This window comes from Pigmentibacter sp. JX0631 (assembly GCF_029873255.1).
Taxonomy (GTDB): Bacteria; Bdellovibrionota_B; Oligoflexia; order Silvanigrellales; family Silvanigrellaceae; genus Silvanigrella.
The window spans coordinates 285,309-311,465 of sequence record NZ_CP123622.1 but is presented as its reverse complement, the minus strand read 5'-3'; the positions used below and the strand labels follow the sequence as shown (position 1 = coordinate 311,465).

At 31.3% G+C, this 26,157-nt stretch carries 27 protein-coding genes; 8 read left to right on the top strand and 19 right to left on the bottom strand.

Annotated elements, in window-relative coordinates; genetic code table 11:
• The first annotated feature begins 28 nt into the window (after nt 1-28).
• Entirely contained in the window at nt 29-1,036 is a 1,008-nt protein-coding gene (locus tag QEJ31_RS01315; RefSeq protein ID WP_280591985.1) for an adenylyltransferase/cytidyltransferase family protein, read from the top strand.
• Here the strand turns inward: QEJ31_RS01315 and QEJ31_RS01310 are convergent.
• From QEJ31_RS01310 to QEJ31_RS01285, 6 genes are all read right to left on the bottom strand, one after another.
• Complete coding sequence (locus QEJ31_RS01310) at nt 1,017-1,853, bottom strand: hypothetical protein (RefSeq protein ID WP_280591984.1); 837 nt, start codon at nt 1,851-1,853, stop codon at nt 1,017-1,019. The genes QEJ31_RS01315 and QEJ31_RS01310 overlap by 20 nt on opposite strands.
• Nucleotides 1,850-2,677 (bottom strand): DUF692 domain-containing protein, encoded by an 828-nt coding sequence (locus tag QEJ31_RS01305; RefSeq protein WP_280591983.1) that lies wholly within the window; start codon nt 2,675-2,677, stop codon nt 1,850-1,852. The genes QEJ31_RS01310 and QEJ31_RS01305 overlap by 4 nt, the downstream gene beginning before the upstream one ends.
• A gap of 5 nt (nt 2,678-2,682) precedes the next feature.
• Complete coding sequence (locus QEJ31_RS01300) at nt 2,683-3,036, bottom strand: hypothetical protein (RefSeq protein ID WP_280591982.1); 354 nt, start codon at nt 3,034-3,036, stop codon at nt 2,683-2,685.
• Nucleotides 3,037-3,058: 22 nt separating this feature from the next.
• The gene (locus tag QEJ31_RS01295; protein WP_280591981.1) at nt 3,059-3,418 is read right to left on the bottom strand and encodes a hypothetical protein; all 360 of its coding nucleotides are present in this window, start codon (nt 3,416-3,418) and stop codon (nt 3,059-3,061) included.
• A 21-nt stretch (nt 3,419-3,439) separates the two neighbouring features.
• Nucleotides 3,440-4,081 carry a YceI family protein gene (locus QEJ31_RS01290; RefSeq protein ID WP_280591980.1) on the bottom strand — a complete coding sequence of 214 codons (642 nt, stop codon included), beginning with the start codon at nt 4,079-4,081 and terminating at the stop codon, nt 3,440-3,442.
• 113 nt (nt 4,082-4,194) lie between these two features.
• Entirely contained in the window at nt 4,195-5,142 is a 948-nt protein-coding gene (locus QEJ31_RS01285; RefSeq protein WP_280591979.1) for a hypothetical protein, read from the bottom strand.
• 93 nt (nt 5,143-5,235) lie between these two features.
• Between QEJ31_RS01285 and QEJ31_RS01280 the strand changes: the two genes are divergently transcribed.
• Complete coding sequence (locus QEJ31_RS01280; protein WP_280591978.1) at nt 5,236-5,496, top strand: hypothetical protein; 261 nt, start codon at nt 5,236-5,238, stop codon at nt 5,494-5,496.
• 2 nt (nt 5,497-5,498) lie between these two features.
• On the opposite strand, the gene QEJ31_RS01275 is transcribed toward QEJ31_RS01280, so the two are convergent.
• From QEJ31_RS01275 to QEJ31_RS01250, 6 genes are read right to left on the bottom strand one after another with little or no spacing between them, the layout of a single operon-like run.
• Nucleotides 5,499-8,204: a hypothetical protein gene (locus tag QEJ31_RS01275; protein ID WP_280591977.1), complete on the bottom strand. Its 2,706-nt coding sequence runs from the start codon at nt 8,202-8,204 to the stop codon at nt 5,499-5,501.
• Nucleotides 8,205-8,224: 20 nt separating this feature from the next.
• On the bottom strand, nt 8,225-9,307 hold the full coding sequence (locus QEJ31_RS01270; protein ID WP_280591976.1) for an aspartate-semialdehyde dehydrogenase: 1,083 nt from the start codon (nt 9,305-9,307) through the stop codon (nt 8,225-8,227).
• A 21-nt stretch (nt 9,308-9,328) separates the two neighbouring features.
• Nucleotides 9,329-10,228: a CDP-diacylglycerol--serine O-phosphatidyltransferase gene (gene pssA, locus QEJ31_RS01265; protein ID WP_280591975.1), complete on the bottom strand. Its 900-nt coding sequence runs from the start codon at nt 10,226-10,228 to the stop codon at nt 9,329-9,331.
• Nucleotides 10,225-10,866 carry a hypothetical protein gene (locus QEJ31_RS01260; RefSeq protein WP_280591974.1) on the bottom strand — a complete coding sequence of 214 codons (642 nt, stop codon included), beginning with the start codon at nt 10,864-10,866 and terminating at the stop codon, nt 10,225-10,227. Before QEJ31_RS01260 ends, pssA begins: the two co-directional genes overlap by 4 nt.
• 13 nt (nt 10,867-10,879) lie before the next feature.
• Nucleotides 10,880-12,667 (bottom strand): RIP metalloprotease RseP, encoded by a 1,788-nt coding sequence (gene rseP, locus QEJ31_RS01255; RefSeq protein WP_280591973.1) that lies wholly within the window; start codon nt 12,665-12,667, stop codon nt 10,880-10,882.
• 10 nt (nt 12,668-12,677) lie between these two features.
• Nucleotides 12,678-13,457: an isoprenyl transferase gene (locus QEJ31_RS01250; RefSeq protein WP_280591972.1), complete on the bottom strand. Its 780-nt coding sequence runs from the start codon at nt 13,455-13,457 to the stop codon at nt 12,678-12,680.
• A gap of 223 nt (nt 13,458-13,680) precedes the next feature.
• Here QEJ31_RS01250 and hisS point away from each other — a divergent pair, with 223 nt between their 5' ends.
• A complete protein-coding gene (hisS, locus tag QEJ31_RS01245; RefSeq protein ID WP_280591971.1) occupies nt 13,681-15,018 on the top strand; it encodes a histidine--tRNA ligase in 1,338 nt (445 codons plus the stop codon).
• Nucleotides 15,019-15,117: 99 nt separating this feature from the next.
• Complete coding sequence (locus QEJ31_RS01240) at nt 15,118-15,477, top strand: hypothetical protein (RefSeq protein ID WP_280591970.1); 360 nt, start codon at nt 15,118-15,120, stop codon at nt 15,475-15,477.
• 62 nt (nt 15,478-15,539) lie between these two features.
• Here QEJ31_RS01240 and QEJ31_RS01235 read toward each other — a convergent pair whose 3' ends face one another.
• The 4 genes from QEJ31_RS01235 to QEJ31_RS01220 all read right to left on the bottom strand — a co-directional run bounded on the left by QEJ31_RS01235 (nt 15,540) and on the right by QEJ31_RS01220 (nt 19,755).
• On the bottom strand, nt 15,540-16,301 hold the full coding sequence (locus QEJ31_RS01235; protein WP_280591969.1) for a thioesterase domain-containing protein: 762 nt from the start codon (nt 16,299-16,301) through the stop codon (nt 15,540-15,542).
• Nucleotides 16,302-16,534: 233 nt separating this feature from the next.
• Nucleotides 16,535-17,002 carry a Dps family protein gene (locus tag QEJ31_RS01230; RefSeq protein WP_280591968.1) on the bottom strand — a complete coding sequence of 156 codons (468 nt, stop codon included), beginning with the start codon at nt 17,000-17,002 and terminating at the stop codon, nt 16,535-16,537.
• A gap of 103 nt (nt 17,003-17,105) precedes the next feature.
• A complete protein-coding gene (locus QEJ31_RS01225) occupies nt 17,106-18,374 on the bottom strand; it encodes a diphosphate--fructose-6-phosphate 1-phosphotransferase (RefSeq protein WP_280591967.1) in 1,269 nt (422 codons plus the stop codon).
• A 118-nt stretch (nt 18,375-18,492) separates the two neighbouring features.
• Entirely contained in the window at nt 18,493-19,755 is a 1,263-nt protein-coding gene (locus QEJ31_RS01220; RefSeq protein WP_280591966.1) for an adenylosuccinate synthase, read from the bottom strand.
• A gap of 160 nt (nt 19,756-19,915) precedes the next feature.
• On the opposite strand from QEJ31_RS01220, the gene QEJ31_RS01215 reads away from it, so the two are divergent.
• Both QEJ31_RS01215 and QEJ31_RS01210 read left to right on the top strand, forming a co-directional pair.
• Nucleotides 19,916-20,527, top strand: a complete 612-nt coding sequence (locus QEJ31_RS01215; protein WP_280591965.1) for a tetratricopeptide repeat protein — start codon at nt 19,916-19,918, stop codon at nt 20,525-20,527.
• 43 nt (nt 20,528-20,570) lie between these two features.
• Nucleotides 20,571-21,023: a hypothetical protein gene (locus QEJ31_RS01210; RefSeq protein WP_280591964.1), complete on the top strand. Its 453-nt coding sequence runs from the start codon at nt 20,571-20,573 to the stop codon at nt 21,021-21,023.
• On the opposite strand, the gene QEJ31_RS01205 is transcribed toward QEJ31_RS01210, so the two are convergent.
• Nucleotides 21,024-21,668: an ElyC/SanA/YdcF family protein gene (locus QEJ31_RS01205; RefSeq protein WP_280591963.1), complete on the bottom strand. Its 645-nt coding sequence runs from the start codon at nt 21,666-21,668 to the stop codon at nt 21,024-21,026.
• 140 nt (nt 21,669-21,808) lie between these two features.
• Here QEJ31_RS01205 and QEJ31_RS01200 point away from each other — a divergent pair, with 140 nt between their 5' ends.
• The gene (locus QEJ31_RS01200; RefSeq protein WP_280591962.1) at nt 21,809-23,659 is read left to right on the top strand and encodes a hypothetical protein; all 1,851 of its coding nucleotides are present in this window, start codon (nt 21,809-21,811) and stop codon (nt 23,657-23,659) included.
• Nucleotides 23,660-23,748: 89 nt separating this feature from the next.
• Nucleotides 23,749-24,396, top strand: coding sequence for a VTT domain-containing protein (locus QEJ31_RS01195; RefSeq protein WP_280591961.1), 648 nt, complete (start codon nt 23,749-23,751; stop codon nt 24,394-24,396).
• An 8-nt stretch (nt 24,397-24,404) separates the two neighbouring features.
• Here the strand turns inward: QEJ31_RS01195 and QEJ31_RS01190 are convergent, their stop codons facing one another.
• Nucleotides 24,405-24,827, bottom strand: coding sequence for a 6-carboxytetrahydropterin synthase (locus tag QEJ31_RS01190; protein ID WP_280591960.1), 423 nt, complete (start codon nt 24,825-24,827; stop codon nt 24,405-24,407).
• A gap of 5 nt (nt 24,828-24,832) precedes the next feature.
• The gene (locus QEJ31_RS01185; RefSeq protein WP_280591959.1) at nt 24,833-26,143 is read right to left on the bottom strand and encodes an AarF/ABC1/UbiB kinase family protein; all 1,311 of its coding nucleotides are present in this window, start codon (nt 26,141-26,143) and stop codon (nt 24,833-24,835) included.
• Between the last annotated feature and the right edge of the window lie 14 nt (nt 26,144-26,157).

The following is a 26,157-nucleotide window of genomic DNA, read 5'->3' as shown; positions in this document are numbered from 1 at the left end:
ATACTAGATTTTTATGATTGGAGTCATGGTGGAGAAAAAAGTTTATGAGTTCAGTGTATATATTGGACGCTTTCAGCCATTTCACTTAGGACACTTGCAAAGCATCAAATTTGCTCTTAAGTATTCAAAAAAACTAATAATTATTTTGGGTGGAGCATATTCCTCTCCTTCGCCAAGAGGACCTTGGAATATTACGCAAAGAATTGAAATGATTCGCTCCTGTCTTACAACTTTGGAAAAGAAAAAAGTCTTTTTTGTTGGTATTCGAGATAGACTATATTGTGAAGAAAAATGGATTCAAAATGTCCAAGGAGAAGTATTTAAAATTACAAACTCAGAAAGTAATATTGCAATAATAGGACATCAAAAAGATTCTAGTTCTTATTATCTTAAAATTTTTCCGCAATGGAAATTTTTGGAAACAGGTAATTTTAAACAAATAAATGCTACAGACATAAGAAAAATTTACTTTTTAAAAAAAGATTTACCAAGAATAAAAGAGCTTGTTCCTAAATCTATTTTAAATTACTTAACTAAATATAGTAAATCAGATGATTATAATTTTCTAAAAAATAAATTTAAATATATTGAAAAAAATAAAGATTCATTTTTTAATGAAAATGTGACTAATGTGTTAATTTTTTGCAATCAGTATATTCTGCTTTTAAAAAGCAAGGAAACTTTAAAAGAAGGACTTTATTCTCTTCCAGAAGCAAATAATTTCAACAAAGATTTTGAAAGTAATGCACTTGAATATTTGCAGTATGAAGTAAGAATAAATATAGATAAAGAGTATTTTTCTAAAAGCTATGTTTCCAGCGAATTTTTTAATTACTCAGATCGATTTCCTTTAGGAAAACAAATATCAAAGACTTATTTATTTATTCTTAAATCTGATAATTTACCTGTAATTTCAAAGGCAAGAAATTCATCTGAAGTAATTTGGATTTTATTAGATGACTTATCTTTTTTAGAAAATAAAATGTATTCAGATCACTATCAGATAATTCAAAAATTTAAAAAGAATTTTTATTAAAAAAAGCATTTTGTCTTGTTAAGACTGATATCCAATCAGAAAACTTATTCAAGTCAAAATTTTCTTCGGATATTTCTGAGTTTTCTACAGCTTGTTGTAAGTTTAAACCTTGACTTAAAAGGTTTATAATAGGAAAAAATTCTTTAGGAATTAAAATTACATCTAAGCTCCAAGCATTACTTTTAAAAAGAATAACATCTTCAGATTTATTTTCAATCTGAGTTAATTTATCTTCGCGAAACTTTGCTAAAAATTCTGGAGTATTTTCTTTATTTTCGCTTTCGTTTAATATATCTTTTGCAGCGTTATATAGCTGTAAAATTGGCCACTCAGAAGTAAACAAAAAATGCTCTTTTTGTAAGTATATATTTTCGGCATTTGGAGCGTTTTGGCTAAAGGTATTTTCTAATGGATTTTTTGCAGATAAAATTTCATGAATAATAAAACAAAATGAAATAAAATCTGGTACAAAAGGGCAATTTTGAATTTCTTCTTGCGCCTTTAAGTAACTAGAAAATTCTTTGACAGAATTGGTCATATTTAATGGGGTAGGATTTTTATGGAAATAATCAATGAGATAATTTTCAATAAAACTTTTACCAAATAATGCACTGGCAAGATCAAATATTGTTTGCGAAAAAACTCCAGATACTCTTCCATAAAATGATTGACGATATGCTTGAATCCTATGAAATGTCTCTGGAAGAAAGTAAGTATACTCTTTTTCAGTAGTAAAATTTTTATAATTTTCATCTAGATTCGAGTAAATTACTTTTAAGAAAAAATTTTGCAGTTCTTTTAATTCATCTATTTTCATATTAATGAATTTCCAATATTGATTTCATTTATTATTTCAGAAAAAGGTGCTTGTTCATCATCACGTTCAATAATAACAGGTCTTTTACCAATGAAATTTAGAGCTGACTGCATTAACGACCAAACTTCAGAGCATACTAAATTGTCATGCGTATCAAACAAAAAATCATCCATAGCTGAGTGACCTGCTAAATGGTACTGTTTGACATAATTTGGATTGACTTTTTTTAATTCTGTTATGGCACTAAATTTATGATTTTTTGCTGAGACATAAATGTTATTAATGTCTAATAAAATACCACAACCAGTTTTTTTACATAGTGAATTTAAAAATTCTATTTCAGTAAAATCGTTATTATTATAAGATACATAAGAAGATATATTTTCTAAACAAAGCTGTCTCTGAAGAATATCTTGAACGATATGAATGTTATTTACTAAAAGTTTTTCTGTCTCTTCATTAAAAGGAATAGGAAGTAAATCAAAACTATTGTGCGTTGGAGAAGCTGAGAAGCAAAGATGATCTGAAATAACTAGCGGATTGAGTCTGTCGCTTAATTTTTTTAAATTGTAGCAGTATTCTCTATCAATACTAAACGCATTTGCAATATTTAAACCAACACCATGCATAACTGTTTTTGTCCGTTCCCTTATTTTATCCAAGTGATAAAGAGCAGGCCCCCCTTCTAACGTCATGTAGTTATCAGCCATCACTTCAAGAACTGGAAGGTTTGACATTTGGTGCCAAAATGAATAATGGGCAGCACGTAGGCCTGCCCCAAAAATTCCATCTTTGTGTTCTATAATTATATTTTTTTCATTCACATTGATTATCCTTTTTCGACAACTTTTTTTCCTTTCTCATCTTTTCGAATTAAAAATCCTCCCTCAATTTTTAAACAAGATCCTTTTGCAACATACAGCCAGCCAAGGTAACCTTTTTTATCAGATCCCATGACATTTCCAGCGCATTCAAATGTGGTACTTTTTTTGTATTTATTTTTGAACGCTGCATTGGCAGCATCAATATCAGTTTTATCTATAGCACAAGCATTCATTTCTTTTTTTTGAATACCAAAGCATTTTTCAACTTCTTGAGAGATGACAGGATCTGCATTATTTTGTGCATGAACAGTTAAGGCTATACTATTTAACGCAGCTGTTATAACTATTTTTTTCTGCATATCTGTCATCTCCTTTAAAAAATTATTTCTTTAATTTTTCTATTTTACCTTTATCATCCATTAAAAAACCACCTAATTTTTGACATTCATCTTTTGAAATTTTTGTCCAGTTTAGGTTTCCGCCTTTTGCGCCGCACTCAGCTTTACCAGAACATGAATGTTCCATTGCTTTTCCAAACTTAGTACTTAATTCTTTATCTTTTTTAACAGCTTCAACTTGTGCTTTGTTTACTCCACAACCAGCTTTATCTTTTGCCGCAGATTTTCCTCCGCAGCTATTAACTCCCCAGCATTTAACTTCTTCAGCAGAAGCAGAAGAAATTGCTCCCATAGCTAAACCAGCAACTGCTGCACTAAGAACTAATTTACTTTTCTTTGACATAAAAAATCTCCTTAAAAAAAATTATGGTTTACGAGTCCCTTCACAGGCAATATTTATAGTAACAGTATCTCCGACAACTGGTCCAGCTTCAACGACAGCTTGAAAATTAACTCCAAAATCTTTTCGATTGATTTCAGCTACAGCTTTAAACGCTTGAAGAACTTTTGTTTTATCTTTTATTTGACCATTATGTGTAACTTTAAAAGTAACAGGTTTAGATGTTCCTTTTATAGTCATATCACCTGTTAATTCAAATGTTTTATCACCAGTTTTTTTGGCTCCTGTTGATTTGAAAGTCATTACAGGAAATTTTTTTGCATCAAAAAAATCAGGGCTTTTTAAATGATCATCTCTTTTTTTCACAGAAGTATCTATTGAATTTATTTCTGCAGTTGCCTCTAATTGAGTTTGAGAAAAATCTTCAGGATTAAATTTAAAATTTCCTTTAAATTTTTTAAATTCACCAGTAACTGAACTAATAACTAAGTGGGCAACTTCAAATGAGACTTTCGAATGATCAGGATCTATCGAATAGTCTTTAGCTACTTCTGCCGCAGCTATTACAGTTTCTGTTTTAGTATTTGTACTGTTGGCTAAAACGTTTATTGGGGTAACTATAAGAGAAGTTAACACTAGTAACTTAGAGAGATCGATAGAACGCATGTCTTACCTCTTAGAATTAGCAGACTTTCTATGTCTTATTCTGACAAATTACAACCTTAACAAATTAATAAGCATTTTTTAAGAAGTCAAATTTATTAGTTAAGTTATTATTGTTAATTTAATTCAACAGAATTTTTAGCTTTATCTAAGAATAAATGCAAACTTGGATAACGATCTCTTGCTTTAAGTGCCCAATAGAGTTGTTTCCTTGGTTGCTCATGTCTGATTAATATATGAAGAAGAAGTTCTTCATCTGCAGTAATACTTTTTTTTTCTTTTTGAATCTTTTTTAATTCAAATGATGCTAAACTTCTTATCTTTTCATCAAATCCTTCATGTTTTTTTCGGAAAGCATTTAAATCATCTATATCCGATGTTTCTTCCCTATATTTATTCATATAATGAAACCATGCTCCAACTAGCATGGATAAAGATGGAATTTCTTTTGAAAAAAAATCAATTAAGGCAATTATTTGATCAAAAGGATGATTTTCTAAAAGCAGATTTGCAAAATTTTCTTCTTTTTTTAAATCCATTTTATTTCCGTGATATTTAGCAAAATTTTCTACTATTTTTTTTACTTCAACATCTTTTTCCTCTCCAATATTTTTCTTTTCTTTTTGTATTTTATTAGGAAATAATAATGCTTCTTCACTTGAAATTGAAACATTTATAGGACTACTCTTAGAACCAATATTTTTTTGGGGAATAAGGGAATGTAAATTTTTTGCATCCCCTAAAATTCTTTTTTTGGGTTCTGGAGAACTGCGCAAATTTTTCCATTTTCCAGGATCTAAATTCATTTTTATAACAAGAGTTTTTCCGTGTTTATTCGAAACAGAAATAATATTGCTATCTGTGAGTTCATCTAGAGCCAGTTTAACTTGGCGTTCAGTTACACCTAATAAAATTGATAATTCCGCTGCACTTGAAATCAATTCGTCTATTCGAGCTACTATGCAATTAATAATATATAGAACAAGCGAGTAGCTACAGGAGCCTAAACGTGCTACAGCAAGAACTTTAAACCCGCCTCTTTCTAAGAAGGTATTGAGATTCACCTGTGTTTCCCTCCAATCAAAAGTTACCAAGTTAAATACTAACGCAAAATTTCCGAAACGGAACCAATGAACTGAAGAAAGAGGAAACAGATAATGTTACAACGTTTTCTTACAATTGCTGACATTCCTGAACTACGTCCAGATCCAATTCAAACAGATAAAAATATTCCAGAAATTGAAGTGTTTATTCCTGTTGATGTTTTCTGGACAATTCAAGAAATAATAAAAAATATGCGTTATGCAAGAACAGCAGATTTATCTATAGATAAACTTTGGCATGATTTTAATAAACTGATTTATCCGTGTATTTTACTTGAAAAAGATAGAATGTGGTTTAGACGGAATGTTGGCTAATATTATTCAAACAAAAAGACAAATCCGCCTTGTAAAAAGATTCCGGAAGTAGATAAAGCCGGACTTGGATTGTTGTTATAAGCAATTGATAAGCGTAATAAAACATCAGAAAGAAAAATTCCTAATTCACCAGGAGTGATTGAAAAAATAGGTACTAAACTAATATCTAAATTTCCTCCAAATTCAAATATCGGACTATATTTTGTGACTCCCAATGGCTTATCAGTATTAGAATTTGAACTAGCAGAATCAGAGTCTTCTCGCATTCTGACAGCTCCAACACCTAAATAAACACCTGGTTGGATATATGCCCAACGAGGATTTCTAAATCTTGCTCCTACAATTCCTTCAGCAATTAAGGCATAAATTTGGCGATTAATAGGTTGCTGAGTACCTAACATAGTAACGTTATCAGAACCTTTATTAAAAACGTATTTTCCTTGTAATCCTAATGAAAGTCCCAAATAATCAAAGAACCACCAAATATAATTTGCTCCAAGTTCAAAATGAGCTGTTTGTTGTGAACTATAATATTTATCATAATATTTTTGATCATCAGTGGGCATTAGTATGCCACCTGTAATAAAAAGATCATAATTAGGTTGTTCATCTTTAGCATAATAATAGCTTGAAGATTTATCACGCATTTCTTTTTTCTGTGGGGTTTGTGCTGTTGGTGGAATAATATTTTTGTTTATTTTTTTTGGAGAAGAATTAAGATCTTCTTTAATTGGCTCTACAACTGAAGGATTATTTTCTTCTTTAGGTTGAATATCTTCTGGTTTTTCCTTTGGAGATAAATCCTTAGTTTTATCAGTATTCTCAGAAGTAGAAGAAGTTTGTGGTACTTTATCATCTTTTGGAGATTCAGCAGTATTATTTGCATTATCTGAAGAGGAAGAAGTTTGTGGTACTTTATCATCTTTTGGAGATTCAGCAGTATTATTTGCATTATCTGAAGAGGAAGAAGTTTGTGGTACTTTATCCTCTTTTGGAGTTTCAGCAGTTTTATTTGCATTATCTGAAGAGGAAGAAGTTTGTGATACTTTATCAGTATTATGATTTTCAACACTTATTGATTTTTCATCTATAATTTGAGCCGGTAATTCCTGGGCGCTTGCTTCTTGAACAAAAATATTTTTTAAACTTTTAGCTTTTTCTGAAATATATTCATTAAATGATTTTACAAGACCAGATAATTTATAAAAATACTTTCCTGATGTTTCAAATATAAAATTTAAAGCCGGTTTTAATCTTGGATGTTCATCTAACCATTGTGCCCAACTTTGTGCATGTTGATAATAAAATTTAGTAAAACCAATAGGAGTTAAATATTCATCTCTTAAAAGTCTCCAATAAAAAACTGAAGAACTATTTGGATCTCCAGAAGCCGCAGTAACTACAAAACAATCTTTTGTTTTAGCTAAATCTGGTGTTTTATCTGTGCTTGCGAGGGGAATATAAACCCCAGTGACATAACTTATATTAGAATGAGCTAAACTATAGTTTGGCTTTACGGTGTTTGTTGTAGTGTCATAAACGCTATTCAGTGCCCAGGCCATAATTCCATAGATATCTCCATTTTTTAAGTTTCCCTTACTCCATGTCGTTTGGCTTCCGGGAACGTAAACTACATTGTAACAACCAGAAGGTGTGCCATTGCTATCGCTTGGAATTGTATTAGGATTTGAATAACTTGGTGTATATGGAATTGCTACATTATCAGCCGTAAGGGGAGCTGGCCCAGAAGCAAGCGGTAGAAAGCCTGTCATACCTGCAGAAGCGCATCCTATTACACTTGAAGTGCCTCCTGCTTTAAAAGAGCTCTGATATTGTTGATAAGAGCAGAGATAAGATTTTGTACTCGCTGCACTTAAAGCTGCTGGATTGATCTGAAAACTCCAATTTCCCGGCGAAGCTCTACAACCCGTTGCGTTACCTTTAGCGTCTGAATCTAACCAATAAACAATAATATATCCAGAAATAGAATTATTCGCTGTTGCTTTTAGAGTTGAAGAAGCTGAGTCAGCTAATACAGCCGAAGTATCGCTGGGCCCTTTAAGAGTTACTACAAAAGCTTGATCTTGGGCAGTTACGGAAATGGTGGGTGGGTTAATCATAGCTCCTTGATCGGCCTGCCATTGAAAAGCAAGGGAATCTCTAGCTACCGGGGATGAACCATTATAGTATAAAGGTTGAAGAGTTATGCTTGAGTTAGACATCTTTCCAACAATATCTGTAGGCAGTTGATTGCTAGCATTTGTAAAATCAAGAGTGACGGCAACAGTTCCTGCAAAATAGTTTTTTCCGCTTGCAGATAAATTTAATTTAGACGAGACAGTTACACTTCCTAAATTTCCAGCTCCAGGATAGTAATCAACTGGAGATGCGGAAGATAAACCAAATCGTATTCCCCATTTGTTAGCATCATAATTAAAATTATCTACATTACGAGCGTCGAGGATAACTGAATAAGTAAACTGAAGTTTACCAATTTTACCAGGAACAGGATTTCCATTAGAGATATATTTTGTTGGTGGTGCAAAAGTACCAGTACTTTGGTTAGGTTCATATATAAGAATATTAGTAGAGGTACAATTAGCTGAAGAAACAACACTAGTATCACATGCATTAAATGCTTGAGAAAAAGCAAATTGACTCTGTATCATTCCATAAAATAGAATCATTAATTTAAACAAACATTTCATTTTTTTTCTTTCACATCATGTTACTTATTTAAAATAGCTTGAATCGTTCCATTTATAGCACAAGTATTAATAACTTGAATTGCATTTAATGCAGCACCTTTACGGAGATTGTCACTTACTAACCACAAAGAGAGACCGTTCTCAAAAACGCTGACTTTTCTTATACGACTCACAAAGACTTCATCTTTTCCATGGCATTCACGAGGTGTGACAAATTGGCCATATTGTTGCAATTCATCATCATGAATAGCAGTTCCATCTATTACTAATAAGCCGGGAAATTTTTGCAACTTTTCTTTAATTTCAGATATTTCAAAAGATTTTTCTAATTCTAAGGTAACGGATTCACCATGTCCAACTAGAGTAGGGACTCTGACGCTAGTTGCAGAGATAGGAAAGTTTTCATTAGCAAGAATTTTTCGTGTTTCTGCAATTATTTTTGATTCTTCGTCTGTATCTCCATTTTCTAAAATACCTGCAACATAAGGAAATACATTAAAAGCTATAGATTTTGGAAAAATATTTGAAGAGGTACTTGTTAGATCTTGTTGATTAAAAAAGTTTTTGGATTCTTCCAAAAGAGTATCAATGCCTGGTTTTCCTGCTCCAGATACGCTTTGATATGTCGATAAAATTACCTTTTTTATGCCAAAATTTTCAAGGATAGGTTTTAGCACCATCACCAAAGGAATTGTGCAACAATTAGGACTTGCAACTACTGGAAATTTTTTCAGAAAATTTTTGTTTAACAATTCACCATTTACTTCTGGAACAACTAAAGGAACATTAGGATGTGTTCTGAAAGCTGAAGATTTATCAATACATAATATTCCTTTTTCTGCTAATTTTGGAATGTATTCAGCTGAAATAGTAGCATCAGAAGCAAATAAAACTGCATCACATTCCAAAATAGAAGTTAACGTTATTTCTTCGATAGTAATTTTCTTATTTTTAAAAGAAACTTTTTTCCCAGCAGAGGACTTTGAAGCATATAGTTTTAAATTTTTTACTTTAAAACCAGGAAAATCATCATGTAAAATTTCAAGAGCTGTTTGGCCTACCACTCCTGTGGAGCCAACAATTCCTATCGTTAGTTCTAGCATAAAAGACCTCTAATATAAAACTTATTCTGAGTTGTGTCCTGCCTCAAAAAGTTCTTCTTCTTCAGCTGCTTTATCTTTCCGAGTGAAAATCCATAAAACAGGACCATGAAAGCAATATATTATTAAAAAGAGCGCTAGGGAAACAATAAATTGCAATATAAAAATTATTGCGCAAATGATTAAAACTGCAGCTAAAACTCGAAATGGCCTTTTTTTCGGTAGGCGCATTGCTTTATGGCTTAAATATTCAAAAGTTGAAATCATACCTAGAGCTAGAAAAAACATAATAATGAGGAGAGTAATATTTCTAACATCCGGATTTATCAGAATTTGTGCAAGTGATACTTCCCATGCTGAATGATCATTTAAATTCCAAGTAGCTAATTCATTTTGTGCCATGATAAATACAGCCAGCGGTGCTGCTGCCATAGGAATGGGAATTCCAGTGAAATTTCCGCTCGTTTTTCCCATAGCGCTTTGGACATTAAATCGTGCTAAACGCAAAGCACCACAGGCAGCAAATATGAATGCGACACAAAAGCCTAAACGGTAAAAATCATTTAAAGCGTAATTGTAAATAACGACAGCGGGCGCTATTCCAAAAGAAACTAAATCGCAGAGAGAATCTAGTTGGACACCAAAAGAACTTTGCGTATGAGTTAAGCGAGCTACACTTCCGTCTAATCCATCGCAAAGACCAGCGGCTAAAATAGCATAAGCAGCAAAAACAAATTCTTGTGCATTGCCACTGATTCTTCCATCAATTGAATACTTGATTGCAAGCAATCCAAAAAAAAGCGAAGCAGATGTAATTAGGTTAGGTAATAGATAAATACTTGATTTAACTTTTTTTCTTCTATCGATAATGTGTGTTACATTATCGTCTTTTAAATTGTTATCTTGCTGTAACTCAGAGTTCATATTATAGTTCCTTCTAACATTTTAAGAACTGGTCCAGGTTGTTTTCCGTATTGAGGAATTAGAGAATCCACAGGTAAATTCTTTTCAAGAAAAATACTTTCTAGAGCAAAATAAAGGTCAAAAAAAGTAACAAAACCTGTTGATTCATCATCAAGGTCAAAGTCTGCTAATTGCATTTTGCAAGCATCTTCAGAAAATTTTGCTTGGCATTTTAATATAAGTTCAGGTGTAAGATGGGTTGTTACGGGAATTAAATTTATGAAAGGACTTCCAATTTTTATTCCATTAATAAAAGCACAACCAAGTCTTAATCCAGTAAAAGAACCAGGGCCAATACCAACAGCATAAGTATTAACATCTTTTGGATGAAGACCTGAAATATCAAGTGCAAATTTAAATAAATCATATAAATTTTCTGCAGTCTTAGCTAAAACTCTAGTGAACAAAATATCTTGGTATTTAAAATATTCATAAAGTGAAGTTTTTTGAATGCTATGATTGGTTGCATTTAAAAAAAGTTCAGTTGGTTCTTTTAATAATTCAGTAATTTTTTTTTCGTCTTTTAAAACAGCAATACCTACTCCTCTTCGATGAGTTAGTATTAAAACAAGGGGAAATTTTATTTTTTGATGCTGCATCAAAATGATCCTTTTAATGAAAACGAATAAGTCTTAATATATCATTATAAAATACTATAACAAATAAAGTTAAAAGAATAAATATACCAATTCTTTGAACTGTAATTTGGATATTTTTAGGTAGAGATTTACCATATGCAGCTTCTACTAAATTTAAAAATAAATGGCCTCCATCTAAGGCAGGAAGTGGTAATAAGTTCATCATACCTATATTTGTGCTAATAAAAGCCATAGTCATTAGAAAAATAATTAAACCACCTTTTGCAGCTTCTCCAGCTACATTAGCTATAGCAATAGGCCCCCCTAAATTGGATAGGGGAATTGACCCTGTAAAGAGCATCTTTATGGCGCTGTAAGTCATTTGAATTTGATTCAATACAGAATTAAATCCTTTTTCCAAAGCAGAATATAAATTATTTGCTTTGGAAATTTCATTTGGGAATGTGATACTTTGGGAATAAAATTTGATTGGAAAATCAAGATATAAAGTGGCTCTATTTAAATGATCATATCCATAGCGTAAAGGAATTTCACAATTCAAAGTAGATAAAGTACCATTTTTTTCTAATACACTCATTTTCACATTAATATTTTTATTATTTGCTGGAGGAATTCCTTTTGTTGCACTATCCATCCAAGAATAAACCTGTAAAAGCGAAATAATTTTTCCTTGACCAACAATAGAATAAATAGTTTGACCTTCTTTCAGACCGCATTTTTGCCAAGCAGACTGGGCAGGAAAAAGAATATCTTCTTTTCCTTTCGCAGAAAATTCTGATATTGTTTGATCTGCTGATAGAAAGCGATATTGCCAACTTTCATTAATTTCGGGACGATTACTTTTAATGATATTCGTCGCCCATACTTTTAAAGTTGGTTGATTGAAGTTAACTGAAATATTTTTTTCTGAATTATTTCTAATTACAGTAAGGTTAAAATTATTGTCTAAAAACTTGTTCTGAATAATATTTTTTGCTAACAGATATTCAGAATCTGCTTTTAAATTGTTTTTTAAATAGGATATTACTTCATATTGAAATTTTATTTCTTTATCGTCAATCTTTGTTACTTTATCACCGGTTTGTAATCCAATTTGAGCAAAAAAACTTGAAGGAAAAACAATTATATTCGAAGAATTAAAAATAGGAGTTATACCAATTCTTCCTGAAATTTGTTTGTTACCTAAAGTGGTTTCAACTTCTTCTTTATTCGGTTTTATATTGATATTTTTTTTAATACCATTTGCTTCAATTTCTAGTGATAACATTTTTTCAGGAGAGGTACTTATTTTTGTAGATAGATCCGACCAACTCTCAATATTCTTTTGATCAATAGAAAGAATTTTATCGCCAGTTTGTAATCCACTCTTTTCAGCAACTGAATTTGGAAGTACGTTTATGACAGTTGGTTTATAAGGAACACCATACAAATAAATAAAAGTCATAACAATAAAGCTTAATATAAAATTGGCAAAAGGACCTGCGAAAGAAACAATAGCTCTTTTGTGAACTTTAGCGTATAGAAAAGATTTTTCTTTTTTTTCTGGTGGAATAATTTGTTCTATATCCGAACCATAAAACCGAACATATCCTCCTAAAGGTAACCAATTAATTCTGTATTCAGTAGCTCCTTTTTTGAATGAAAAAGCCTTTGGCCCAAACCCTATACTAAACTCTTCTACTTCTATCCCAAATGCTTTTCCTGCTAAAAAGTGACCCAATTCATGGACGAATACAACTATGCTTATTAAAATTATGAAAGCTATTATTGTATTTGAAAGTATTGAATGTAAAATGTCCATTACTAATTTGTTACCTCTTTAAAAAGACCGCAGTTTCATTTTTTTTTAATTGCTCAGAAGTCATACCAAAACGCCGTTCTCTTAGTGTAAATTGTTTTAGTAAATCTACTAGTTTTTTTGTATCAAAATCTGGCCAAAATGAGTCGTTAAAAAATAATTCTGCATAAGCCAATTGCCACAATAAAAAGTTACTAACCCGCATTTCTCCGCTTGTTCTAATAAACATATCTAATTGAGGCAGCCCTTGTGTATCAAGGCAATCTTCAAATATATTTTCATCAATATCATTAGGATAAAGTTCATTATGATTTACCTTCTCTACTAATTTTCGAACAGCTCTTAGAATTTCACCTCTTGCTCCATAGCTTAATGCAACGCACAAATGCATACCATTATTGTGTTTGGTGTCATGTTCTAAGTTTTCAATGAGTTCTATAATGTCTAGGGATAGTTTCCTGCGGTCTCCAATAACTCTAAATTGGACATTATTTTCTTTGATTCTCGCATGTTCTTTTCTAATATACCAGCGTAATAATCCCATAATTCCGCCTACTTCTTCTTCTGGGCGACGCCAATTTTCATCTGAAAATGCAAATAGTGTTAAAGCCTGAATGCCAATATTTCCACAAAACTCAGTTATTTCTTGAACTCGTTCTACACCTTTACGATGACCAGCAATTCTTGGTAGATGTCTTTTTGTTGCCCATCTCCCATTACCATCCATAACAATGCCAATATGCTGTGGTAGTTTAAGTGGGTTTAGATCCCATTGCTCACAATATTTATTCATAGTTTATACCCATTTTTAAATATATCACCTTATAAAAACGATTTCTTAAACTATCAAGCTATGGGGCTAGATAATCTCATTTTCAGAAATGCAATCTGGCATATTTAATAACTGTAAAGCAAGTATGATATAACGTGAAATAGAATTGACAGGCTTTTCTACAACTATTAACTTCAAGTGCTTAAATATGCTGATAGCGTTTCCAGATTTGCAGGAAGTCAATATGTCAAAACAAACACCACAATTAAAAAAAAATACGCTAAGTACCCAAGGTTACAAGGGTACTCGCGATTTTTTTCCCTCTGAACAACGGTTAAAATCTTATCTCTATTCTAAAATTCATAAACTTATGGTGTCTTATGGTTATGAAGAGTATGCTGGGCCTTTTGTGGAACATTTAGAACTATATGCTGCTAAATCCAGTGAAGAAATTGTTAAAGATCAATTATACTCATTTAAAGATAAGGGAGATAGAACTCTTGCTATCAGACCTGAAATGACTCCTACTCTGGCAAGAATGGTGGCTACAAAGCAAAGAGAATTAATAAAACCGATAAGGTGGTACTCTATACCAACATGTATGCGTTATGAGCGTCCTCAAAGGGGAAGATTGAGAGAATTTGATCAATTAAATGTTGATATTTTTGGTGGAAATCCATTAGATGAAGATATTGAAATAGTTCTAACAGGTATTGATATATTAAAATCTATAGGGGCATCTTACCAAGATTTTGTAGTTAAAATAAATCACCGAGGTATAATTAATTCCTTTTTGACAAAAATATTGGCTATAGATCTTGAAAATATACCTCCTATTCTTCGTTTATTCGATAAAAAAGATAAATTATCTGCAGAAAATTTTCAGATTCAATGTAAAAATTTAAATTTGTCTGATGAAAATATTCATAAAATAAATTCTTTTATGAATTCAAGTATTGAAGAGTGTATCCAATTACTTGGTGAATATTCAGCAGAAGCAAAAGAATTAAAGTTAAGAATAGATGCATTAAAAGAACTCACTTCTTCTGAATGTATTTTATATTCGCCTGATATTATGCGTGGTTTTGATTATTATACTGGCATGGTGTTCGAATTTTTTGATCGTCATCCGTCAAACCAACGCGCATTATTTGGTGGAGGTCGTTACGATAATTTAGTAGGTGCTTTTGGTGGTGATGAATTACCGGGAGTTGGTTATGGTGCTGGAGATGTGGCTCTCATTAATTTCATGGAAGTTCATGGCTATTTGCCAGTATTAAATAAACAGACAGATATTTGTGTTTTGCGTTTTTCGGAGCAAGATAGAATGTCTGCTTTAAAATTAACTCAAATTTTGAGAGAAAAAGGTTTAAATATTGAAGCCCCTGTTTCTGTATCTAAGTTTGGGAAGCAAATTCAATATGCAGAAAAAATAGGTGCAAAAGCAGTTGTTTTTCAAGGTGAAGAAGAAATTAAAAGCCAAACTTTTTCGGTTAAGTGGTTAAAAACTGGATTACAAGAAAATTATGAATTAAATGATAATGAAATTAATAATTTTATTAAAAAATCTGCTCTTATTTAAATAAATATAGATTACCAAAATTAAGTTATTAATTTTATTTATATAAAAATTTGAAAATTTATTTTTTCCATGTATGTTACCTTTTGTGCGGAGGTAATTATGAAATTTTCAATTTTTAAATTAATTTCGATTTTTTCTTTTATTTTTTTTACTTATTTTGCTAAAGCTGAGGTTAAAAATTCTGTTTATTTAATGGTTGTACCTAAAAATCCTAATAATTGGGCGTTTATGGGTGGTTATATTTCTATAGTTTCTGAAAATATATTTTATCAACTTGTTCCTAGAAATTTTATGATTCCTATTAATTATGGGAATAAAATAGATTTAAAAGTATTTGCTATGAATGTTCAACCTGAACTACATTTTAGTTGCAGTAATTTATTTGTTTCCAATGAAAAATTAAATGTTCTTGAATTTGAATTAAAAACAGATTTTAAAATACATTGTTTATATTACTAATCTAAAAGTTACTTGACTGCGAAAGTAGATATTATAATTAGATTTATTAATGAATTTTATTTTTAATTTATTAAATTTCTTTTAATTTCAGAAATTAGAGTATTTGAAAAAAAGTCTAAATTATCATTAAAATAAAAGTGATTTCCCTCGAAATTTATTATGTTGCAAGTGTTTTTTGTAAAATTTTTCCAATTAGTTATTTTTTCTTTTTCAATTCCTGAATCTTTATTTCCATAAAAAATTGATAGAGGAATTTCTAATTTATATTTTAGTTTAAATGAACTATTTAAGTTGTGATAAAGATAAAGATCGTGCCTTAAGCTAGGTAAAAATAGATTTAAAATTTCTTTATTTTCTAACAATTCACTAGGTGTGCCATTAACTTTTCTTAACCAATTAATCAATTCTTCGTCACTATAGGTATATAATGGAATAGTATTCTTACTTTGGCCTGGCGGATTTTTACTTGAGATACCGAGCCATTTTATTTTAATATTTTTTATTTCTTCTAAATAGTAAGCTAACTCAAGCGAAATATGTCCACCTAAGCTATGCCCAAAAATTGCAATATTTCCAGTTTCAAATTCATTAAAAGTATTAGAAAAAAAATGATATAAATCATCTCTTTCTTTTAATTGTTTTACTTGATTATGATAACTTCTAAGAGGTAGATCTATTAAATAGATTTCCCAATTTTTAGGAAAGTAATCTGTAAATTTAAAATAAAATGCAGCATTTCCGCCTGCATGATGATTTACTATTAATTTAACTTCAGGATTATCAATTTTATTTATAATAAAGATATTTTTATTTGCATTAATCAAAATTCTCTCCATTCTTAAAAATAGAATTAAATTATAAGCCTATAATAGGATTTTAAGAAAAACTATTTCCTAAAAAAATATTTATTTTATTACTTTTAATATTTTTTTAGATAAAATTTTTGAATATTAATGTTTATTTTTCTATAACAAATAGTCAAATATTTAATAATATATACGAATTGTTAAGTCAACTTATCAATTCGTATAAAGATGGAGGGATTAAAAAAATTGGCTTATACAAGATGACTACGGAGCATCCAAGCCGTTTTTTCGTGTTCTTCAATTCTTGCGGTTAGAAAATCGGCTGTCCCAACATCACCAGCTGTAGTTACTTCATCTATCCAAGTACGTAAGTTTCGAATTATGGTTTCGTGGTCTTCTGCAAGAACTTTTAGCATTTCCATATCTTTAGGGACTTCTTTTAATTCTTTGAGGCAAGTAAGATCTTTTAATTGAATATATGATGCAGGAACAAATTCTCCCAAAGAACGAATTCGTTCAGCTATTTCGTCTAAACTTGAAAAAAGCGAATTATATTGCTCATCAAATAGTTTATGCAAAGGTTGGAAAAACATACCTGTAACATTCCAATGGAAACCATGGGTTTTAAAATAAAGAAAATAAGAATCTGCTAGATAGTTTGAGAGTATGCTAACTACTTTAGAAATATTTGATTTATTGATTCCAATATTAGCCTTCATTGTAATTCCTTTCTGGGATGAAGAAAAATTCCATCTCAGAAGAAATAGCATGAAAATTTAAAAAACACCACTAAATTAGATTTATTCTAAAATTAATTTAAGTCTATTTTTCTGGCCTAACGTAGTCGATCAAATGCTTCTTTAAATGTTTTGGTTTTAAAGCATGAATTTCAGGGACTGAACCCGCTAATGGTAGGACATATTCAAAAAACTCTTCAGTTACTCCATTTTCTTCTTTGTTAATCATACTTCTGGGCATAAGTTTTGTCTTTTGAGCAACTAATTTTAAATCGCAAAGAGAAGTTTCACATTTATATGTTGTGCCAGGCAGTCTTACCAAAGTTACCATTTTATCAGACTCACCTTTCATCATGTAATGTACAGCCATAGAGCCAACTAAAAATGCGTCAGCTTGATCGGTTTCAGAGGCCATTCCTGCTAATGAGCGTTGCAAATATCCTAAAGTATCAGCTCTGCAACGAAGTTTTCCAAATGCGGTATTATATACAAGATTTTTTTTGATTAAATTTGAAAGATAATCCCCTAATTTTCCTGAACTTGAAAGTAGTGCATTGCCAAATTCATCGACTTCACCAGAGAATTTTTCTTCACCTAATTGATCAGCTATCCCTTCTGCAACAACAATAGTAGCTCTACCAATTCTGTTATATGTCTTTTGTACATCGGATAGAAATTTTTTTTCGTTAAATTCTACTTCTGGAAGATAGATAAGATGAGGACCTACTTCATCATCATCTTCAATATCGATGTGCCCTTTTTTAGCAATGGCGGTTGCCGCAGCTATCCACCCAGCGTGTCTTCCCATGACAACATTTATTTTTACACTATTAAAAAAGCTTCTATTATCTAGGTCATCACCTGCAATAATGTGGGATACGACTTTTGCTACACTACCATAACCGGGGCAATGATCGGTTACCATAAGATCATTATCAATTGTTTTAGGTATATGCAGAATTCTAACATCGTAGTGTCTTTTGTTTGCTTCTTCTCTAATTAATTGAGCAGCTTCAGCAGAGTCATTTCCACCATTATAAAAAACAAATTTAATGTTGTGTGCTGAAAAAACCTCAAAAATTCTGTCTAAATCACTATGTCTTGGTTTTATTCTTGCAGAACCTAAGGCAGCACCTGGGGAAATGGCGATGGTTCGCCAAACTCGAGTATCTTCAGCCGATAAATCTACTAAATTTTCATACAACACACCATGCAAACCATGGTATGCTCCTAGAACTTTTTGAATTTTATCTGGATAGTCACGACTTGCTCCCATAATTCCAGCCAGTGATTGATTGATAACAGCTGTGGGGCCGCCTGATTGAATAATGAGAGCATTGCCTTGAAGTATCATTTTTATTCTCCAAAAAAGAAAAATTATAGCAAAAATGCTATAACTATATAACTGTAAAATTACATTTATAATCTACTTTAAAAAATTTTAAATGTAATTTCAAGCGTAAGAATCAAATTTATGCTAACCAGATGCCTTCGCTTCTTTCTGCTCCCGTTGAGATATATGCACTTGGAACATCTATGAATTCTTCAATTTTTTTCACAAAAGCTTTATAATTTTTGTTTAAATTAGTACCAACCGCAACATTATCCCATCCATCCATAAACTCAACTACAGGTTCAACATTGTCCCATGCATTTTGCGTCATAGGGTAGCCATTCATTTCTTTATTTGTTCGTTTGTCATTGTAATTTGTTATAAGTCCAATATGTTCAATTCCAGCAAGAACATCTGCTTTCATAATGGCAAGACCAGTTAAGCCATTAATTTTAGCTAAATAACGTAAAGCTACGAGATCGAGCCAGCCAACTGAGCGTGGGCGACCTGTATTTGTCCCAAATTCATGCCCACGTTTGCGGAGTTCATCAGCAAAAGGTCCTGTTAATTCGGCAGGATAAGGCCCATTTCCAACTCTTGTTGAGTAAGCCTTAATAACTCCAAGAATACTTGAAACTTTCCAAGGTGGTATTCCTAACCCACCAGCACAGGAACCAGCCACTAAATTACTTGAAGTAACATAAGGATAGGTACCAAAACTGACATCAAGCATAGCTCCTTGAGCTCCTTCGAGCAGTACTCTAGCGCCTTGAGAAAGTCTGTTATTGGCAATCATAGCCAAATCTTTCATATAAGGTCTTAATAATTCAGCGGTTTCTAAAAACTCATCGAGCAGTTTTCCTTCTAATCCTTCAGCCAAGTAAGGATTTGCTTTTAACCAGTTTTTAAAATTTTCAGGACTTGCAATTTCTGCTATTCGTGGTCCTTCACGGTAAGCTCTACTAGCGTAAGTTGGTCCAATTCCTCTTCCAGTTGTTCCAATTTTTGTTGTATTTTTAGAACGCTCTAATTCACGTTTAAGATCCATGTTTTTGTGATATGGTAAAATAACACTTGCTCTGTAATCGACATGTAGTCTTTCAGGTGTGATGTCATATCCTTGAGATTTTATTTTTTTAATTTCATCTCTTAAAACAAAAGGATCAACAACGACTCCAGCTCCAATTCCAATTTCACAATTTTCTCTAAGAATGCCTGAAGGTAAAAGTTGTGTAACTATTTTTTCACCATTTACCCAAATTGTATGTCCAGCATTATTTCCACCTTGGACACGACACACCAGTTCAGCTTGTTCTGCCAAAACATCTACAAGCTTCCCTTTTCCTTCGTCGCCATATTGGACTCCTAAGACGAGGGTTGCAGCGCCATGTTTTAATTTCATTCTTTTCTCCTATTAGATTTATAAACCATTGAAAATTTTAAAATGGTTACTTTTAAAGTGAAATAGGAACAGAGATCTGTTCGCGCAACTCTCACACATCCATTTTTAATCTTCAACATTTTAATGTATTATTTGTGTATTGTTATAAAGGAGAGAATTTGTGCAAAATTCTTTAAATGATTTTCGTTCAGCACTGTTTGCGGCAGACTTTCAATTAGCTGAAAATATTGGACTTGATCAAATTCAGCAATTAGGCGAAAAGGCTGATTGGTTGAATGAATTAGGTCTTTTATTTTTAATGAAAGGAGATCTGCCTGAAGCTCTCAGGTTTTTTGATCGCGCTATTCAAGCCGATGCTAATTTTATAGAAGCTCAATTTAATGCAACTATTATATTAAGTGACTTAGGTTTTTATGACGAAGCAGCTATTCGTTTTCAAGATGCTTGTCAAAGGGAAGGAGTTATTCTTGCAAGAAAACATTATGATATGACTCTTTTTTATCAATCAGTTGGAAAATTTCAGGAAGCTATAGAAGAAATTCAAAAAGCTATTCAACTTATTAAGGATCATGATTACTATGTCGAATTGACTCGTATACATATTGAATTACAACAATTCAGTGAAGCTTTGCAAAGTATCAATGAAGCTTTGATAATAAATCCTCAAAGTTCAATTGCTCAAAATTTAAAACAGCAATGTGAACAAACTTTAGATCATTACATAGCAAGTCGTAATTCTGGTAAAGAACTTGAAAATAAGATAATGCAATAACATATCTCATCTGTTTGTGATGAGTGCAATATTGGAGCTTCTTATGAGAATATTTTTATCATTATTACTTGTTTTATTTTCTTTTTCTTCTTTTGCGCGTGAAGTTTGTATTCGAAATGAAAAAGGAATTTTTTGTGGAACTGAAGTTGTAGTTCAAGAAAAAGATAAGTACGAACAAAAAAAGAAAAATGAACCTAAAAAAGAATGCATCACTTATCAAGGAAAAGAACTTTGCGGAATTGAATGCAAGAAAAATGGTTCTGGTGCTGATTGCAAACAAAGTAAAAATGAAACGTGTTTAGCAAATGATAAAGGTGTAGTTTGTGGATTTAATTGCATTGATAAGCAATCAGTAGCTGCTTGCGCGTCTAAAAAACAATTTAGATGTGAAAGTTATTTTGATGATGCAAAATGCGGAGTAAATTGTTCTGTTAAATTTGGTGAATTGACTTGTGATGAAGATGATGAAAACTTTAAGCAAATTAAAGCCTCGTAATTAATAAATCCAATCAAAAAATTTATCATCATATGGCGTTACTTTAAAGACTACTTGAAAGTAGTCTTTGGTTCTTGCTAAAAATTCTCTAAATGAATAGTACCAATTATTTTTGCTTTCTCCAGCATTAACGCCTTGTGCGTCTATTCCAATTTCTCTCGCAAGCCAAACAGCTCTAGCTAAATGAAAATTTTGACTAATAATATAAGCACTTTGAGCATTAAAAACTTCTTTTGCTCTTAAAATTGTAGCATAAGTATTATATCCCTTTTCATCAGTAATTAATACTTCCTCAGGAATACCATGTTTTAATGCATATTTTTTCATTGCTGCTGTTTCATTATAATAACTATCAGTACCATCTCCACTCATTAAAATAGTTTTAACCAGCTTTTTATCATATAATTCTATTGCTTTTTCCATTCTAGCTTTTAATAAGCCTGATAAAGAATCACCATGCACACTAGCGCCTAATACAATGGCAAATTCTTTTGCAGTGGTCTGTGTTTCTGAACTTTGAGAATTAATATACATAATTGTGTTAGTTGCTAAAAAAATGAGACAAACAATTGAAAAAATTAAGAAAACAGAAATGAAAATAAACTTTAGGATTTTTAATGGCAACGAAATGAATTTTGGAATCAAAATGTCTCCTATTCTTAAAATAAGACTATTTGAATTGAACCTTTCTTTTTGTCTAAAAATTGCAGCCCTATGTCAAATTGTTGAGGCTTCTAAATCTTTATAAAACTAACATACAATTTAAACAATTAGGGAGTCATTAAGTGAGTAGTTTAAAAATAGTCAAAAAATTAATTTCTGCAATTTTTCTATTATTTTACCCTTTAATATGTTTTGGTTTAGAAAATCCCGCTGCTCAATCTCCTATTACCCAAGGCGATACCTTTTTATTACCTCCCCTGCGCAGAGTTGGACTAGATATTGTAGAAACAAATTTAGATAAATTTAGAATATATATGCGCAAGCAAGATAGGCAATTATATGGAATTCCCGCTTTTCCTTTTAATGAAAGCGATATTCAAAAAATATTTGCTGAAGATATTGCTGATGAAATAAAAAATACAGGAAGATTTTGGAACTTAGCATTAAATGATTTTGTTAAATTATTACCTTTAGCAGGTAATCCAAGCAATAATTTAACTAAAAAAATTGAAGATTTTAAAAGACGATTGGAATTAGATTATAATTTAGAGGCTTGGATTAAGCCATCTGTTTATTTTGCCCCAGATCAAACTCTAGTTAGATTGGTTTTAAAAGGAGCAGGGGTTCATTCATCTGTTTGGGCAAGAGAAGATATCATGTTAGAACCTCAAGTATCACAAGATAAAATTAAAGTTGCTTTTTCTCAAGCTCTTGCTCGTCTTATCAATACCATTGGACATGACGGTAAGGTAACATATTTAAGAGAAAACTTACTTACCATAGATTTTGGAATTGAAAGAGGTGTAGTTAGGGGAGATTCTTTGTCAGTAGGTTATGTATTACTCACAAGTTTTCATCCTCAAAGTGGAGAATTTTTAAGATCTCAAAGAGTAACAATTCATGAAATAAAAGTTTTAGAATCTAGGCAGGGAAGTTCTTTATGTCAAATAATAGCGTCGGATAGATTGGCTTTTGAACAGGCCTTAAAAGTCCTTGGAACAAATGATGTGACAATGCTGGTTTGGAAAAAAAATCAATCTGGTTATAAAGAAGGTTGGAGAGAGCCTTATAATCCTGAAACAGCACCGATTTTGGGAGCCGTTGAATCGGGATTTGGAAATCCTATTGTTGAAAAAGAAGCGCCTGAAAGTTTAAAATCAGCAATTCCTCCTGTTGTTTTTGAAAAAGAAACAAATTTTGGAGCTCCATTAACGAAAGAAGAGTTACAAAAAAGAAATAATAAAAATATTACAGAAAAACAAGGATTACCTTATAAAATAGCTGGTAAAGAAGAAAATTTACCTATTGCGAATAGTGAGATTAATAGCAATAAATTTAAAAGAGCAATTATTAACAAACCTGGAACCTGGTTTCCTTATACAGCTTTGTTAGGTACGGGTATAGTAATAGGAGCGAGTAATGGTTACATCTCTGATTTTCCTAAAACTATTTTAAATAAATTATCAGGGGCTTCGTATATTAATTTAGATTCTGAAATTCAATTGAAATTGTTACCTTATGCGCAGTATTCTTATTTTCAAAATTCTACTCTTTCAGGTAGTTCTTATTATGCAGGAGCAGCTTTTTTAGACACCATCGTAAATATCGATCGTTATGATTATTTGTCGATAGGTGCTTCAGCTGAATACACTGGTGGACAAATAGATTATAGCTGTGATTGTAGAGATAGTAATGTACTGTCACATCCAGCAGTAATGGCAAATGTAATGTGGGAAGATAATGTCGCTTCTTTTGGGAATTATAATCTATTGGCTGGCTTATCTGTTCTAGATTTTGTGCAACAATCTTCAGTTTGGTCTATAAAAGCAAATATAAGACCTTATAATCAATTACCAAAGGAATTGGTTTTTGATATCGGTATTAAACGCTTTTATAGTGGCTGGATAGAATTTAGTATAGGTGTATCTTGGGATTTCATACCTGAATATAACTACATACGAACCATTTTATAAATAAAAATAATTCTTCTAATTTTTTTTATTTGCTATTCAAGTGGTAAAAAGTTAGAATTTTTTTGTTTTTTATTAGGAGAAATATTTTGATGGATTCTTTAATTTCTTTTGTGTATTACTTACTAGGATTTCTAAAAGATCCTATCTTACTAATTCAAACAGTCGGATATATAGGTTTAATAATTATTGTTTTTGCTGAAACTGGTTTATTATTAGGTTTTTTCTTACCAGGAGATTCGTTATTAATTGCAGCTGGTTTATTTGCTGCAAAAGGTGACATGAATATTGTTATTTTATTAGTAACTTTAACAATAGCTGGAATTATTGGTGATGCTGTCGGATTTTATATTGGAAGAAAATTAGGACCTTTACTTTATCAGAAAAAAGATTCTTTTTTCTTTCGGCGAAAACATTTATTAGCAGCGCATGATTTTTATGAAAAACATGGTGGTAAAACCATTATACTTGCTAGATTTATCCCAATCATAAGAACATTTGCTCCCACTGTTGCTGGCGCAGCTGAAATGCAATATCTGCGTTTCGCTATTTTTAATATTGTTGGAGGTTTCTTGTGGGTTTGGAGTATGCTTCTTGCGGGGTATTTTTTAGGAAAAACTTTTGGTGATAAAATAAATGATTATATTCATTACTTAATAGTGGGTGTTATTATTATTTCATTCCTACCAATTTTAATTAAATGGTTACAAGCTAAAAAAATTGAAAAGAAACAAGCTTAACAACTGAATTATTTTTTTGTTTTAGTAACAATATTATTTTCTGTTTCCCAAACCGTTATTGATTCTAACTGAATTAATGTAATTTTTTCTTCTTTCATTTTATATTCTAATCTTTCCCAAATACTTTCTACTAAAATTTCTGTAGTTGGAATTTTACCTTGTAACCATAATACATCATGATTTAAATGTTTATGATCAACATCATTAATAATATTTTCATTGACTAATTGCTTTAAAGTTTGAAGATTAAATAACATTCCTGTCTCAGGATCTATATTACCACTAACTACAACCTCTAATTTATAATTATGGCCATGACCATTCATACCAGAACATTTACCAAAAATTGAATGATTTTTTTCATCACTAAAATTTGGGTTATATAATCTATGACTAGCACAGAAAGAAAACATTCTTTTTAAAGTTAACATGCTGATTACTCTTTTTCCTGTAAAATTTTAAGTAAAATACTTCTAGCTTGAACAGTTGGCCCTAAACTTTCCATGATTAATAAATTACCACCAAGTCTTCTGTTAATAAAGAGAACTTCAGAGCTAGGAGCTCTAAATTTAGTAGCTTTCATAAAATGAATAGATTCAGCATTTGTCCGCTTTAATTGTTTGCAATTTTTCCATGAATAAGTTTCTTGGAGAAAGGGCTCAATAGCAATTTCCATCAATTTAATAAAACTATCTTTTGCTTCTGGAGGGTCATGTCTATGTAAAAAGCCCATTTTTTTTGCAACTTTCACTAATTCCTGCAAATCATTCTCAATGGCTGAAAGGGTTAAAGTTGCATAATTTTCTATAAGTTCATCACTTAGTTCTTGAGTTGCGCCAAAATCAAGCAATACTAATTGCCCAGAAGGTGTTACTAAAAAATTGCCTGGATTTGGATCTGATTGGATATGTTTGAAATGAAAAACTTCTGTAAATACCAATTCTAATAAAACACTCCCTAGTTTATCTCGAGTGAAAATACAATCGGGCGCTGTATGTAATTGCAACTCATTTTGTTTCATCCACTCTTGTAGAGTGATGGCATCAACCCATTCAGTAGTTAATATATTTTTTCGGCAATACTCAGGGATAGTTTTAGGAACTACAATATTAGGATTACTTCTGAATTTTTCATGATAAATATCATAAAATTTTTGTTCACGATAAAAGTCTAATTCTTGAATAAATAGTTTTTCCACTGCATCAAAAACTTTATCATAATTTGACATATTTGGAATAAGATTGGCTATTTTTACAACCTTTTTCATGTTCTGCAAGTCAGAGTGAACATTTTTTTCTAAATTAGGGTATTGAACTTTAAAAGCCACAATGCGTCCATCTATCAATTCGGCTTTATGAACCTGTCCTATGCTTGCTGCATGAACAGCTTTTTTGTCTATATGTTTAATAAAACTTAAATCATGAAATTCTTTTAACAGAATAGGCTCGATAAACTCCCAATCTTTTGCTGTAGCTTGTGATTGCAGTTTACTTAAGGCATCTTTCCAACCTGGAGGTAAAATATTGTCGTCAACCATACTTAAAAGTTGTCCGACTTTCATAGCGGCGCCTTTTAATTCATCTAGTCCTTTAACTAAACGTAAAGCAGCTTCGCTCATAAAAGTCTCACTTTGGCCAGATAGATTCAATTTTCTTTTAAGAGCTTCATTTCCAGCTTTCACCGCAGTACTGCTTATCGTTTTTATTAAGGATAAAGCTCTTGTTTTGGCATCGTTATCTTTTTTCAAAAAAATTTCCTTTA

Bases quoted from the DNA above. Each gene is read 5' to 3' on its own strand.
- QEJ31_RS01310 (WP_280591984.1), bottom strand. From the start codon at position 1,853: ATGAAAATAGATGAATTAAAAGAACTGCAAAATTTTTTCTTAAAAGTA.
- QEJ31_RS01300 (WP_280591982.1), bottom strand. From the start codon at position 3,036: ATGCAGAAAAAAATAGTTATAACAGCTGCGTTAAATAGTATAGCCTTA.
- QEJ31_RS01295 (WP_280591981.1), bottom strand. From the start codon at position 3,418: ATGTCAAAGAAAAGTAAATTAGTTCTTAGTGCAGCAGTTGCTGGTTTA.
- QEJ31_RS01290 (WP_280591980.1), bottom strand. From the start codon at position 4,081: ATGCGTTCTATCGATCTCTCTAAGTTACTAGTGTTAACTTCTCTTATA.
- QEJ31_RS01280 (WP_280591978.1), top strand. From the start codon at position 5,236: ATGTTACAACGTTTTCTTACAATTGCTGACATTCCTGAACTACGTCCA.
- QEJ31_RS01275 (WP_280591977.1), bottom strand. From the start codon at position 8,204: ATGAAATGTTTGTTTAAATTAATGATTCTATTTTATGGAATGATACAG.
- QEJ31_RS01270 (WP_280591976.1), bottom strand. From the start codon at position 9,307: ATGCTAGAACTAACGATAGGAATTGTTGGCTCCACAGGAGTGGTAGGC.
- pssA (WP_280591975.1), bottom strand. From the start codon at position 10,228: ATGAACTCTGAGTTACAGCAAGATAACAATTTAAAAGACGATAATGTA.
- QEJ31_RS01260 (WP_280591974.1), bottom strand. From the start codon at position 10,866: ATGCAGCATCAAAAAATAAAATTTCCCCTTGTTTTAATACTAACTCAT.
- rseP (WP_280591973.1), bottom strand. From the start codon at position 12,667: ATGGACATTTTACATTCAATACTTTCAAATACAATAATAGCTTTCATA.
- QEJ31_RS01250 (WP_280591972.1), bottom strand. From the start codon at position 13,457: ATGAATAAATATTGTGAGCAATGGGATCTAAACCCACTTAAACTACCA.
- hisS (WP_280591971.1), top strand. From the start codon at position 13,681: ATGTCAAAACAAACACCACAATTAAAAAAAAATACGCTAAGTACCCAA.
- QEJ31_RS01240 (WP_280591970.1), top strand. From the start codon at position 15,118: ATGAAATTTTCAATTTTTAAATTAATTTCGATTTTTTCTTTTATTTTT.
- QEJ31_RS01230 (WP_280591968.1), bottom strand. From the start codon at position 17,002: ATGAAGGCTAATATTGGAATCAATAAATCAAATATTTCTAAAGTAGTT.
- QEJ31_RS01225 (WP_280591967.1), bottom strand. From the start codon at position 18,374: ATGATACTTCAAGGCAATGCTCTCATTATTCAATCAGGCGGCCCCACA.
- QEJ31_RS01220 (WP_280591966.1), bottom strand. From the start codon at position 19,755: ATGAAATTAAAACATGGCGCTGCAACCCTCGTCTTAGGAGTCCAATAT.
- QEJ31_RS01210 (WP_280591964.1), top strand. From the start codon at position 20,571: ATGAGAATATTTTTATCATTATTACTTGTTTTATTTTCTTTTTCTTCT.
- QEJ31_RS01195 (WP_280591961.1), top strand. From the start codon at position 23,749: ATGGATTCTTTAATTTCTTTTGTGTATTACTTACTAGGATTTCTAAAA.
- QEJ31_RS01190 (WP_280591960.1), bottom strand. From the start codon at position 24,827: ATGTTAACTTTAAAAAGAATGTTTTCTTTCTGTGCTAGTCATAGATTA.